This window comes from Bordetella genomosp. 10, from assembly GCF_002261225.1.
Taxonomy (GTDB): Bacteria; Pseudomonadota; Gammaproteobacteria; order Burkholderiales; family Burkholderiaceae_B; genus Bordetella_C.
Genome location: NZ_NEVM01000002.1, coordinates 289,334 through 302,346, shown reverse-complemented (window position 1 = coordinate 302,346; position 13,013 = coordinate 289,334). Strand labels below are relative to the sequence as shown.

Below are 13,013 nucleotides of genomic sequence, written 5' to 3'. Positions count from 1 at the left end.
GGGCGTTTGTTTTTTATTTCACGATGACTCTGGCACTGAATTGCCTTGGACTACACCAAAGCTCGATACAGCAGGTTTATCAATAACACCTAGATTTGACCCGACCTCCCCTCTACTGGCCCTTATCAGGCACCTGGGAACCGGGTCTTTCCAAGGAGTCCATGGCAAAGCTCAAGCTCACAAAGTCTGCTGTCGATGCAGCACAGCCCCAGATGCGGGCCGTCGAACTGCGTGACACTATCGTCTCTGGCTTCGTGTGCCAGATCACCCCGGCTGGCCGCAAGATGCTCATGCCGCCAGCAGTGCAACCCGCACTGTCTGGCCACATCGGGGCGGCACCAAAAGCGCATAGAGAGCGGTCAGTTGCCACAGGATCGTGGCGTCTGTTGCCTTCTATATCCGAACAGATATACTTCATGCATGAAAGAAGTAAGCCGCTCCGAGCGGCCTACACCGTGCGCATCGCCGATGCCGTGCTGCATGCGTTTCAGAAAAAGCCCCAAGTCCGATGTCGCCACGCCGCAACCGGACGTGGAGTTGATCGAGAAGCGGTTGAAGGTAGTGCTCGCCCAGTATGGTGCGAGAGGGAGATCATGATGATGCGCAAAGACCATCCTAAAGGCACCGACAGCGTGCTAGCTAACCTCGTATTCCCCGATGCGGAAGCGCTTTCGGCGAAAGCCGTCTTGGCGGTCAAGTTGAACGAGTTGATCGACAAGCGCAGCCTTAGCCAAGTCGAAGCGGCGCACATCACCGGCATGACACAACCCAAGGTGTCTCAGGTGCGACGCTACAAGCTGCAGAATATTTCGCTTGAGCGCCTGATGCAGGCGCTAGTATCGCTAGACCAGCATGTCCAGATCGTCGTTCAGCCCGCACGGCGGGCGCATGCCCCTGGTATTACGGTCGCAGCTTAACGAGCCGAGCGAGCCAGAGTCGCAATGAAATTCGCCTACGAAGACTTGAGCGATGGTCAGTTTGAGACCCTGATTGTTCTCCTGTGTCAACGGCTGCTTGGGGCTTCCGTGCAGCGTTTCGCAAAAGGGCCTGATGGTGGACGCGATGCCAAGTTCATGGGGACGGCGGAACTACACCCGAGCAAGACGGCGCCGTGGGTCGGTACAACCATCGTCCAAGCCAAGCACACCAACGGCTATAACCGCAATTTCTCCGAATCCGATTTCTTCAGCGCGACAGCCACGAACACCGTGCTGGGCAAAGAAATCCCCCGCGTCAAAAAACTGCGCGAGGCAAAGCAGCTCGATCACTATATGCTGTTTGCTAACCGTCGTCTGGCGGGCAATGCCGAAACTGAGATACGCGATTACATCGCGTATCAGTGCAATATTCCCGCATCGTCAATCTACCTCTGCGGGCTGGAACAACTGGAAATCTGGCTGAAACGCTTCCCCGAGGTTGCGAGGGAAGCAGACCTCGATCCAGTCGATTCGCCGTTGATCGTTAGCCCGGATGACTTGGCCGAAGTAGTGCAAGCACTAGCCCGACAGAAAGATGGTGTGGTCGCACTGCTTGATGATCCGCCGACTGCGCGCGTGACCTATGAGCAGAAAAACGCACTCAACAACATGAGTGCCGACTACGCCAAGGCACAGCGGAGGAAGTACCTGAAGGAGACCTCTCAAATTCGGGCTTTTCTGTCGGCACCGGAAAATCTCGACCTGCTACGCATGTACGAGTCGGTGGTCGATGAATTCCAACTCAAGATCATCGCCAAGCGCAAGGATTACCAAACCTTCGACGAGGTTATGGAGTATCTGGTGGATCTGTTGTTCAATCGTGATCCTGTCTTGCGGCAGCATGCCCACAAGCGCTTGACGCGCGCCATGCTGTTCTACATGTACTGGAACTGCGATATCGGGGAGGTAGGCGATGTTGCGGCCGACCAAGCACTCTCATCCTGATCGCACGGTCATCAACGTCTCGTTGTTGCTACTAGCTCGCCTGAAAGCCCGGCGCGTGGATGAGTACGACGTGCTACGCAAGTTTGCAAAAAAAAGTGTCGTCGGGGGGGACGTGCTGTTCTTACCGGCGCTGAATTTCCTGTATCTCATGGGCCTGATCGAATATCGCCCCAAGACCGATGCCGTTGAGTACATGGGGCCAAATGAAGCTGTCTAGACTTTATTCCAGCAAGCCGGACTTGTTTGAGCCCGTGGAGTTCGTCCCGGGCCTGAACGTCGTCATGGCTGAAATTCGCCTTCCGGAAAATCGAAACAAGGACACTCACAACCTCGGCAAGACAACGCTTGGACGCTTGCTCGACTTCGGCTTCCTTGCCAAGCGCGATCCCAAGTTCTTTCTTTTTAAGCACGCCGAATTGTTCCAAGACTTCATCTTCTTCCTGGAGATCGAACTCGAAGATGCTTCGTTCGTGACGATCCGGCGTGACGTGGAAGAAGCCACCAAGGTCAGCTTCAAGCGACACGAGGCTGGACATCAGGACTTGTCGGGGTTACCGCTAACGGAGTGGGATCACCAGGACATGCCCTTCGAGCGGGCGCGCGATCTGTTGGATGGACTGCTTGACTGGCGCGCACTCAAACCTTGGACGTTCCGAAAAGGCTTGGGCTACCTGCTGCGCTCTCAGGACGATTTCCGCGACGTTTTTCATCTGCGCAAGTTCGCGGCTGCACATTCGGATTGGAAGCCATTTCTGGCTCACGTTCTTGGTTTTGACGCTCAGCTTGTGGCGCAGCACTATGAGAAGGAAGATCAGCTCGCGGAGAAGCAGTCCACCGCGCAGGCCATCAAGAACGAGCTAGGCGGGTCCATTGAGAACATCAGCAAGATCGAGGGCATTCTGCTACTCAAGCAGAAAGAGGCGGAGAAAAAGCAGAAACTGCTCGACGCCTTCGATTTCCGTGCTCAGGACAAAGACAGCACCAAGCAGTTAGTCGATGACATTGACGAACGCATCGCTTCTCTCAATGCTGAACGCTATTCTCTCAACCAGAACAAGAAGAAGATCATCACCTCGCTGGAAGAGGATCAGATCCTCTTCAACCCTGATGAGGCGCAGCGTCTGTTCGAGGAAGTCGGCGTCCTGTTCAAAGGGCAAATCAAGAAGGATTTCCAACAGCTAATTGCCTTCAATCGGGCGATTACCGATGAGCGCCGTGGTTATCTGCAGGAAGAACGAACAGAGGTCGAAGCTGAGCTTAAACGCATCAATGCAGAACTGAATGCTTTGGGCAAAAAGCGCTCAGAGATGCTTTCATTCCTGAGCGGAACCGATATCTTTGCCAAGTACAAGCAGGTCTCGGACGAGATGGTGACACTGCGCGCTGACATCACTTCACTGGAGCGCCAGCGCGGCTTCCTGCATCGTCTACAGGAATTGCGAACCGAGATCAGAGCATTGACCGAAGAGCGTGGGCATCTACAGACCCAGATCGAGGCTGATGTCGAGAAGCAAAACTCTGATCAAAACAGTTTGTTCTCGGCAATCCGCGTGTTCTTCAGCGAGATAGTCGAAGATGTGATCGACCGCAAGGCGCTGCTGAGCGTATCTCCGAACCAACTGGGGCATCTTGAGTTCAGGGCAGAAATTCTCGACGAATCAGGCAACGCAACCAGCGCCGACCTTGGTCACACGTACAGGAAATTGCTGTGCATCGCTTTTGATTTAGCTATCCTGCGAGCGCACTTGGACGACAAATTCCCGCGCTTTGTTTACCACGACGGCGTGTTTGAGTCCCTGGATAATCGCAAAAAGGAGAATCTGCTCACGGTCATTCGCAGGCATGCCGATTTAGGCCTTCAGCCCATCATCACGCTGATCGACTCGGACCTGCCTTTGCGGCCCGACGATGACGAAGCTGTATTTAATGCCGACGAGATTGTCTTGACTCTGCACGATGAGAGTGAACAGGGGCGACTTTTCAAAATGCGTGCTTGGTAACCTGCGTGTTGCGCAGTGGGCGCTGCTGGTAGGCAGGCGGTTACATTTCACGATACATTCGACGTGCTCCGGCTCCTGCCGGAAATCCGAAACAGCGTTTCGGAATGCCACTTTGCCCGAGTTGGTGCGGGTCTCGTCGAGCAATGGCTACTAGCCCACGAGCCCGCACCTCCGCAAAGTGGCCTGAAAAAACTACCCTACTGGTCCATATGTGGTTTCAAGCCATGCGTGATTAGCACGAAATACTTGACCTCGACTTTTTTTACCACCGCGCGCCCGTCGGCAGAGAATAGAGGCTGAGCTCGTCGCGCTTGGCCGCGCCTATGCCGGCCCAGAAGTCCTGCCCCTCGCGGTTCCCGGTGAAGACCAGCAGATGGCACTTGTCGATCCCCGCCCGCGCCAAACCGTCCAGGCTGGCAGCGACGAGCGCGCGTCCGAGACCGCGCCGCCGCATCGCCGGCGCGACCACCAGATGGTGAATCAGGCCGCGCCTGCCGTCATGCCCGCACAGTATCGTCCCGGCCAGATCATTCCCCTGCCAGGCAGTGAAGCTCAGCCCCGGGCTGCGCGCCAGGAACATGGCGATCGCTTCATATCGATCTGCCGCGCTCAGGCCCACGCCAGGCGTGCGCTCCCATAGCGCCAGTGCCGCGGCATGGTCGGCGGGGAGGAAGGCGCGGAGGGCGACATCCGCGTCGGGTGCCGGCGAGGAACCGGCCGCATTGCTGCGATTCATGCTTGTCTCCACCGGAGAGGCGTTCACTGATGGGCAAGTGGCGAGCATATCCGATTCGTTCCGGCGCGTTGCGGCGGCCGGGGACGAAGGCTCGCGCCGTACACCGCATCCTGACGGTAGCCTGACCGATCGACATTCTGATTCGGGTAGTGCTTCCCTGTGCGGGTATTTGCTCATATCGAGTAAGTATTTGGTTTGCGCATACTACGGGCTCATGATTTCTGTTTACGCATTCTTTCTGAATCGAACCCGCCCGTGGAACTACGTCAACTGGAAGCCTTCGCCGCGACGATGTCGGCCGGCAGCGTCAGCGGCGCCGCGCGCCTGCTGGGCCGGTCGCAGCCCGTCATCAGCCGTCTCATCCAGGAGCTGGAGGCCGAGATCGGCTATGCGCTGTTCGTGCGCAGCGGTCCCCGCGTCACGCCCACGGAGCAGGGTTTCCTGCTGCTGGACGAGGTCCAGCGCGGGCTCAACGGGCTGCGCGCCGTGCGCGAGCGGGCCGCGGAAATCGGCCAGGGACGGCCGCGGCCGCTGCGGCTGATCACCACCAACGCGCTGGCCGTCGGCCTGCTGCCCATGGCCCTGGCGCGCCTGGGCGAGCGCCACCCGGCGTCGGCCCAGGCCAGCATCTCCATCCGCAGCGCGGTGTCCGAAGCCGTGGTGCACGCGGTGCTCGGCGGCACCGCGCACTGGGGCGCCAGCAGCCTGCCGCTGGAGCACAAGGGCCTGAACGTGCACTGGATAGGCCAGGCGCCCTGCGTGCTCGCGCTGCCCGCCGACGACCCGCTGGCCCGGCTGTCCGTCGTGCCGCTGGCGAAGCTGGCGGGACGCCGCATCATCACCATGGCCAACCGCTATCGCCTGCGCCACCGGCTCGACCGCGGCTGGGGCGAGGCCGGGCTGGGCGAACGGGCGCCGCTGATCGAAACCAATTCCTCGATGAACGCCCAGGCCGCCGTGCGCGCCGGCCTGGGCGTGGCACTGCTGGAGCCCGCCACCTTGCTGGGCGCGCCGCTGCAAGGCGTGACGACGCGGCCCGTCGACATCGACGTGCCGTTTTTCTTCGGCGTGATCACGCCGCAATTCCAGCCCGTCGATCCCGTTTTCCTGGCGCTCAACGACGCCCTGGCCGAGGTCGCCCGCGAACGGCTGCCCGGCTTCGTCCTGCACGACCCCGCCCATCACGACCACCTGCTGCGGCAGATGTACGACAGCGGCGACGCCGACGACCAGCCGGACCGCGCCCACGACCGCGATCCATCCCTCGCTTCCTAGCCTTCCTTCCCATGTCCTCCAACGCAGACTCTCCCCCTCCTCTACTCCCGCCGGCCGGCCTGGCGGCGCTGGAAGCGCGCCTGGCGCAAGACCTGTCGTGGCTGGCGCTGCCGGGCAAGTCCTGGGTGCCGCCGCGCCTGCACGAAGGGCAGCCCGTGCAGGACGTCGTCATCATCGGCGGCGGCATGGCCGGCCTCGCCTTGCAGGCCGCGCTGAAGTTCCTGGGCGTGCGGGCCCCCATCCTCGACCGCGCCGCGCCCGGCTACGAGGGCCCGTGGGCCACCACCGCGCGCATGGAAACCCTGCGCTCGCCCAAGGAACTGGCCGGTCCGGCGCTGGGCCTGCCGGCCCTGACCTACCGCGCCTGGTACGAGGCGCAGTACGGCGTGGAAGCCTGGCAGGCGGTGGACAAGATCAGCCGTCTCGACTGGATGGCCTACCTGCGCTGGTACCGCAAGGCGCTCGACCTGGACATGCGCAATCATCAACGGGTGCGCGACATCCGTCCCGGCGCGGGCGCGCCGGAAGACGGCCTGGTGGCCCTGGACGTGACCGACGAACAGAGCGGCCGCGACTATGTCGTGCACGCGCGCCGCGTCGTGCTGGCCACCGGCCTCGACGGCCTCGGCGGTCCCTGGGTGCCCGCCTGGGCGTCGCGGCTGCCGCGCCAACGATGGTCCCATTCCTCGGATCTCTACGACGCCGCCGCGCTGCGCGGCAAGCGCGTCGCCGTCATCGGCGGCGGCGCGTCGGCGATGGACAGCGCCGCCACGGTGCTGGAGGCCGGCGCCGCGCGCGCCGACCTGCTGGTGCGCCGCCCCACCCTGCCGCGCATCAACAAGAGCAAGGGCGCCGGCAGTCCCGGCATGCTGCATGGCTACTGGCAGCTTCCCGACGAGGCCAAATGGCGCCAGCGGTACTACATCAACGAACAGCAGATTCCGCCGCCGCGCGGCAGCACGCTGCGCGTCTCGCGCCATGCCAACGCCTATTTCCATTTCGGCGTCGACATCCTGGACGCCGGCGTGCGCGCCGACGGCGCCTTGCGCCTGGATACCGCGAAGGGACCGCTGGCGGCCGACCACGTGATCTTCTGCACGGGCTTCAGCGTCGACTGGGAACAGCGTCCCGAGTTCGCCCGTTTCGCGTCCGCGGTGCTGCGCTGGGCCGACCGCTACACGCCGCCGCCGGGGCTGGAAGACGACGGGCTGGGCGCCTCGCCCTACCTGGGGCGCCACTACGAATTCCTGCCGCGCGCGCCCGGGCTGTGCCCCGGCCTGGAGCGCATCCACGCCTTCTGCCATCCCGCCGCCCTGTCGCAGGGCGCGGGCGCCGGCGACATCCCGCAGATCAGCGTCGGCGCGCAGCGCCTGGCGCAAGGCCTGGCCGCCCTGCTGCTGGCCGAGGATGCCGACCAGCACTACCAGCGCCTGCTGGCCTACGAGGACCCGGAACTGCTGGGCGACGAATGGCAGCCGTCGGCCTGGCCCGCCTACGAGCCGGAGGCCGGCGAAGCCCGCGCGGGAGCACGTCCATGACGGCCTGGCTGCTGCGCCGCGTCGGCCAGGCCGCCCTGGTCCTGCTGCTGATGTCCATCATCGTCTTCGTCGGCCTGCACCTGATCGGCAACCCGGTGGACATCCTGCTTTCGGAAGACATGACGCAGCAGGAACGGCTGGACGCCATCCATCGGCTGGGCCTGGACCTGCCCTTGTGGCGCCAGTACCTGGCCTTCCTGCACGCCGCGCTGCAAGGCGACCTGGGCCGCAGCTTCGTCTACAACATCGGCGCGGTCACGCTGATCGCGCAGCGCCTGCCCGCCACGCTGGAACTGGCCGTCGCCGCCATGCTGATGGCCATCGTCGTCGGCGTGCCGCTGGGCGTCTACGCCGGCATGCGGCCGCAACAGCCGCTGGCGCGGCTGCTGATGGCCGGCAGCATCGTCGGCTTCTCGCTGCCGACCTTCTGGGTCGGCCTGATGCTGATCATGCTGTTCGCCGTGCACCTGGGCTGGATGCCCGCCAGCGGACGCGGCGCGACCGCCAGCCTGCTGGGCGTGCAATGGTCCTGGCTGACGCTGGACGGCCTGCACCATCTCCTGCTGCCGGCGCTGAACCTGGCGCTGTTCAAGGTGTCGCTGGTCATGCGCCTGACGCGCGCCAGCGTGCGCGAGATCCTGCCGCAGGACTACGTGAAGTTCGCGCGCGCCAAGGGACTGGCGCCGCTGCGCGTGGTCGTCGTGCACGTCCTGCGCAACACCCTGATCCCCCTGGTCACCGTGCTGGGCCTGGAACTGGGTTCGACCATCGCCTACGCGACCGTCACCGAAAGCATCTTCGCCTGGCCCGGCGCCGGCAAGCTCATCCTGGACAGCATCTACAGCCTGGACCGCCCCGTCATCGTGGCCTATCTCATGGTCATCGTGCTGCTGTTCGTCACCGTCAACCTGGTGGTCGACGTGCTTTACCGTATTCTCGATCCGCGCGCGCGGCCCAGCGCATCATGAGCACATCCTCTCCCTCCCTTCCCCTGCCGCGCGACGCGGCGCCCTGGCGCCGCCTGTGGCGCGAGTACCGCCGCTCGCGCCTGGCGCTGGCCGCGCTGGTGCTGTTGCTGCTGATCCTGGCGGCGGCCGTGTTCGCGCCCTGGATCACGCCGCAGAATCCCTACGACCTGATGCAACTGGACGTGCTGGACGCCCGCCTGCCGCCGGGCAGCGCCAGCGGATCGGGCGCCTACACCTACTGGCTGGGCACCGACGGCCAGGGCCGCGACCTGTATTCCGGCATCCTCTATGGCCTGCGCATCAGCCTGCTGGTGGGCGTGGGCTCGGCCTTGATCGCCGGCATCGCCGGCACGCTGATCGGCCTGCTGTCGGCCTACGCCGGCGGCGCGGTCGACGCCCTGCTGATGCGCCTGGTCGACCTGCTGCTGTCCTTCCCAAGCATCCTGATGGCGTTGATGATCCTGGCCTACCTGGGCAAGGGCGTCGGCAACGTCGTGCTGACCCTGGTGGTGCTGGAATGGGCCTATTACGCGCGCACCGTGCGCGGCCAGGCCCTGGTCGAGGCGCGCAAGGAATACGTCGACGCCGCGCGCGGCCAGGCCATATCGCCCTACTGGATCGCGCTGCGCCACCTGCTGCCCAACTGCCTGCCGCCGGTCATCGTGGTCGGCACCCTGCAGGTGGCGCGCGCGATCACGCTGGAAGCCACCCTGTCCTTCCTGGGCCTGGGCGTGCCGATCACCTCGCCCTCGCTGGGCCTGCTGATCGCCAACGGTTTCCAGTACATGCTGGCCAACGAATACTGGATCAGCCTGTTCCCCGGCCTGGCCCTGCTGGTGACCATCGTCGCCATCAACCTGGTCGGCGACCAGTTGCGCGAGATCCTCAATCCGAGGCTGCAACGATGAGCGGCGCGCCCTTGCTCGACGTGCGCGGCCTGCACACCGTCTTCGATACGCGCGACGGCGCCGTGCCGGCGGTCAGCGACCTGTCGTTCACGCTGGGACGCGGCCGCGTGCTGGGCCTGGTCGGGGAATCCGGCTCGGGCAAGTCCGTGACGGGGTTCTCCATCATGGGCCTGCTCGACGCGCCGGGCCGCATCGCCGGCGGCCAGGTGCTGTTCGACGGGCAGGACCTGGTCGGCCTGCCGCCCGCGCGCCTGCGGCAACTGCACGGCCGGCGCATCGCCATGATCTTCCAGGATCCGATGATGACGCTGAACCCGGTGCTGCGCGTGGAAACGCAGATGATCGAGGCCGTGCGCGCGCACCGGCGCTGCAGCCGGGCGGCGGCGCGCGAACAGGCGCGCGATGCGCTGGCGCGGGTGGGCATACCCAGCCCGGAAGACCGGCTGCGCGCCTATCCGCATCAACTGTCCGGCGGCATGCGGCAGCGCGTGGCCATCGCCATCGCCATGCTGCACCGGCCCGACCTCATCATCGCCGACGAACCGACCACGGCGCTGGACGTCACCATCCAGGCCCAGATCCTCAACCAGATGCAGCGCCTGGTGCGCGAGCAGGGCACGGCGCTGATCTGGATCAGCCACGACCTGTCGGTGGTGGCGGGCCTGGCCGACGACATCGCCGTGATGTACGCCGGCCGACTGGTGGAGCACGGCGACGTCGACACCGTCATCGACCGGCCCGCGCATCCCTATACCCGCGGCCTGCTCGACAGCCTGCCCGCCAACACGCCGCGCGGCCAGCGCCTGAGCCAGATCGCCGGCATCGCGCCGGACCTGGCGCGCCTGCCGCCGGGCTGTGCGTTCGCGCCGCGCTGCGCGCGCGCGGACGCGGCCTGTGCCGCGCAGCCGCCCTTCACGCCGTTGCCGTGGGACGTCCCGTCCGACGCCGATGCCGATGCCGGCACGGGGCGCGCCGCGGACATCGCCGCGCCCCGGCGCGTGCGCTGCTTCCACCCCATCGCCGCCGGCCAACCCGTCCACGCCACGCCATGAATTCGACCTCCCCGACTCCCTTGCTGGAACTGGCCGGCGTCAGCAAGACCTTCGGCGCGGCGCGCCACGGCCGCGCCGCCCGCGCCTTGCAGGCGCTGCGCCTGACGCGTCCGCCCCGGCCCGCGCGCGCGGTCGACGGTGTCAGCCTGGCCGTGCATCGCTCCGAGGTCGTGGGGCTGGTGGGCGAATCCGGTTGCGGCAAGTCGACCCTGGGCCGCATCGCCGCCGACCTACTGGCGCCCACCGACGGCGTCGTGCGCATCGGCGGCGAGCCGCGCGCCACGCTGACGGCCGCGGCGCGCAAGGCCTCGCGGCTGGACATCCAGATGGTGTTCCAGGATGCCTACGCCAGCCTCAATCCGCGCCTGCGCGTGGACCGCATCGTCGGCGAAGGCGCGCTGCGCAACGGCCTGGTGCAGGCCTCCGACTACGACGACTATGTTTCCCGGCAACTGCAACGCGCGGGGCTGGACCCGTCGGCGCGCTGGCGCTACCCGCACCAGTTCAGCGGCGGCCAGCGGCAACGCATCAACATCGCCCGCGCCCTGGCCGTCCGTCCGCGCCTGCTGATCTGCGACGAAGCCATCGCCGCGCTGGACGTCTCGATACAGGCGCAGATCCTGAACCTGTTCATGGACCTGCGCGCCTCGCTCGACCTGGCCTACCTGTTCATCAGCCACGACCTGGGCGTGGTGCGCCACGTCAGCGACCGGGTGGTCGTCATGTACCTGGGCCGCGTGGTCGAAAGCGCGCCCACCGACGAGTTGTTCAGCCGTCCCAACCACCCTTACACCCGCGCCCTGCTCGACCAGATTCCCCGCCTGGACGCGCGCCGCACGCCGTTCCGCGCCATCGAAGGGGAAATCCCCAGTCCGCTGGCGCCGCCCCCGGGCTGCCATTTCCATCCCCGCTGTCCGCACGCCATGCCGCGCTGCCGCAGCGAGGTCCCGCGTTTGCGCGGCATCGCCGTGCGCCATGAAAGCGCCTGTCACCTGAACGACGCCACCTGAACCTTTCCTCGACCGCAAGCAAGAAGGAACGCATCATGAAAACCCATGCCCGCACGCTACTGCTGGCCGCCCTGCTGGCGGCCAGCGCAGCCGCCTCCGCGCAGACCTTGCGCATCGGTTTCGCCGACCCCGTTTCCTCGGCCGACCCGCAATTGAACAACCATGCCGGCGACCGCTCGCTGGCCCTGCAGATCTACGACAGCATCGTCGACCGGCGCGACAGCGGCGACTATCCCATGCTGGCGCAAAGCTGGAAGCGCCTGGACGACAAGACCTGGGAATTCGCGCTCAACCCGAACATCAAGTGGCAGGACGGCCAGCCCTTCACCGCCGACGACCTGGTGTTCTCCTTCGAGCGCGCGCGCAAGGTGCCCGGCTCGGTGGCCTCCTACGCCGGCCGCCTGCGCACCGTGGAGCAGGTCATCGCCAAGGATCCCCACACGCTGATCATCAAGACCAACGTGCCGGCGCCCGGCCTGCTGACGGACATCGGCGCCATCTACGTGGTCAGCCGCCACGCCGGCGCCAACGCCACGACGGAGGACTACAACTCCGCCAAGGCCGCCATCGGCACGGGCCCCTACAAGCTGGTGTCCTACCAGCCGGGCGACCGTTCGGAACTGGTGCGCAACGACCTGTACTGGGGCGCCAAGCCGGCGTGGGAGAAGGTCGACTACCGCTACATCAATAACGGCGCCGCCCGCACCGCCGCCCTGCTGGCCGGCGACGTCGACGTGATCGACAAGGTCTCGCCCTCGGACCTGGCCAAGCTCAAGCAATCGCCCAACGTGGCGATCTACGCCTACCCCGGCCTGCGCAACCTGCTCATCCAGCCCAGCTTCCGCCCGGGTCCCAACGAGTTCATCACCGACAACGACGGCAAGCCGCTGCCGCAGAACCCGCTGACCGACGTGCGCGTGCGCCGCGCCCTGTCGCTGGCCATCAACCGCAAGGCCATCGTGGACCGCATCATGCAGGGCACGGTGACCGGGTCCAACCAGGACATGCCGCCCAAGACCATAGGCTACAACCCCGACATCAAGGACATTCCCTACGATCCGGAAGGCGCGCGCAAGCTGCTGGCCGAAGCGGGTTTCCCCCAGGGATTCAAGCTGACCGTGCACGTGCCCAACGACCGCTATCCGCTGGCGCCGGAAACCATGCAGGCCGTGGCCCAGTTCTGGACGCGCATCGGCGTCAAGACCAACGTCGAGGCGGTGCCCTGGTCCATCTATTCCGGCCGCGCCAACAAGAACGACTATGCGGTGAGCGTGCTGGCCTGGGGCAACGGCACCGGCGAACTGGGCTATGCGCTGGTCAACGTCTTCGCAACCGTGAACCCGGCCAAGGGCCTCGGCAACTCGAACTGGGGGCACTACAGCAACCCCGAACTCGACAAGGCCATGGTGGCTTCGGGCGAGGAATTCGACGACGCGAAGCGCGCCGAGATCCTGCGCCATGCCGCGCGGATATTGTCGGATGACGTCGGCGTGATCCCGCTTTACCACTACCAGAACATCTGGGCCGCGCGCAAAGGCCTGAAGGTCGAACCCTACGTCAGCGACCGCACCTCGGCGCAGATGGTCACCCGGGTACAGCCCTGA

12 protein-coding genes and 1 pseudogene are annotated in these 13,013 nt (G+C 65.1%); 12 read left to right on the top strand and 1 reads right to left on the bottom strand.

The annotated features are described in order from the left end of the window. Window positions 1-161: 161 nt before the first annotated feature. The 5 genes and pseudogenes from CAL29_RS10810 to CAL29_RS10790 all read left to right on the top strand — a co-directional run. Window positions 162-293, top strand: a pseudogene (locus CAL29_RS10810) (integrase); the annotation flags it as partial. Window positions 294-596: 303 nt separating this feature from the next. Next, on the top strand, window positions 597-917 hold the full coding sequence (locus CAL29_RS10805) for a helix-turn-helix domain-containing protein (protein ID WP_094853049.1): 321 nt from the start codon (window positions 597-599) through the stop codon (window positions 915-917). 24 nt (window positions 918-941) lie between these two features. Then, entirely contained in the window at window positions 942-1,922 is a 981-nt protein-coding gene (locus CAL29_RS10800) for an ABC-three component system protein (protein WP_094853048.1), read from the top strand. Beyond that, complete coding sequence (locus CAL29_RS10795; protein WP_094853047.1) at window positions 1,891-2,139, top strand: ABC-three component system middle component 8; 249 nt, start codon at window positions 1,891-1,893, stop codon at window positions 2,137-2,139. Before CAL29_RS10800 ends, CAL29_RS10795 begins: the two co-directional genes overlap by 32 nt. Next, window positions 2,126-3,922, top strand: a complete 1,797-nt coding sequence (locus tag CAL29_RS10790) for a DUF2326 domain-containing protein (RefSeq protein ID WP_094853046.1) — start codon at window positions 2,126-2,128, stop codon at window positions 3,920-3,922. Before CAL29_RS10795 ends, CAL29_RS10790 begins: the two co-directional genes overlap by 14 nt. Window positions 3,923-4,184: 262 nt before the next feature. On the opposite strand, the gene CAL29_RS10785 is transcribed toward CAL29_RS10790, so the two are convergent. After that, window positions 4,185-4,658, bottom strand: coding sequence for a GNAT family N-acetyltransferase (locus tag CAL29_RS10785; RefSeq protein ID WP_256977348.1), 474 nt, complete (start codon window positions 4,656-4,658; stop codon window positions 4,185-4,187). Window positions 4,659-4,913: 255 nt separating this feature from the next. On the opposite strand from CAL29_RS10785, the gene CAL29_RS10780 reads away from it, so the two are divergent. From CAL29_RS10780 to CAL29_RS10750, 7 genes are read left to right on the top strand one after another with little or no spacing between them, the layout of a single operon-like run. Next, window positions 4,914-5,933 (top strand): LysR family transcriptional regulator, encoded by a 1,020-nt coding sequence (locus CAL29_RS10780; RefSeq protein WP_094853044.1) that lies wholly within the window; start codon window positions 4,914-4,916, stop codon window positions 5,931-5,933. Between the two features lie 11 nt (window positions 5,934-5,944). Further along, a complete protein-coding gene (locus CAL29_RS10775; RefSeq protein ID WP_094853043.1) occupies window positions 5,945-7,471 on the top strand; it encodes a SidA/IucD/PvdA family monooxygenase in 1,527 nt (508 codons plus the stop codon). Next, on the top strand, window positions 7,468-8,439 hold the full coding sequence (locus tag CAL29_RS10770; RefSeq protein ID WP_094853042.1) for an ABC transporter permease: 972 nt from the start codon (window positions 7,468-7,470) through the stop codon (window positions 8,437-8,439). The genes CAL29_RS10775 and CAL29_RS10770 overlap by 4 nt, the downstream gene beginning before the upstream one ends. Continuing rightward, complete coding sequence (locus tag CAL29_RS10765; protein ID WP_094853041.1) at window positions 8,436-9,347, top strand: ABC transporter permease; 912 nt, start codon at window positions 8,436-8,438, stop codon at window positions 9,345-9,347. The genes CAL29_RS10770 and CAL29_RS10765 overlap by 4 nt, the downstream gene beginning before the upstream one ends. Further along, window positions 9,344-10,399, top strand: a complete 1,056-nt coding sequence (locus tag CAL29_RS10760; RefSeq protein ID WP_094853040.1) for an ABC transporter ATP-binding protein — start codon at window positions 9,344-9,346, stop codon at window positions 10,397-10,399. The genes CAL29_RS10765 and CAL29_RS10760 overlap by 4 nt, the downstream gene beginning before the upstream one ends. Beyond that, a complete protein-coding gene (locus CAL29_RS10755; protein WP_094853039.1) occupies window positions 10,396-11,409 on the top strand; it encodes an ABC transporter ATP-binding protein in 1,014 nt (337 codons plus the stop codon). The genes CAL29_RS10760 and CAL29_RS10755 overlap by 4 nt, the downstream gene beginning before the upstream one ends. Before the next feature lie 35 nt (window positions 11,410-11,444). After that, window positions 11,445-13,013: an ABC transporter substrate-binding protein gene (locus CAL29_RS10750; protein WP_094853038.1), complete on the top strand. Its 1,569-nt coding sequence runs from the start codon at window positions 11,445-11,447 to the stop codon at window positions 13,011-13,013.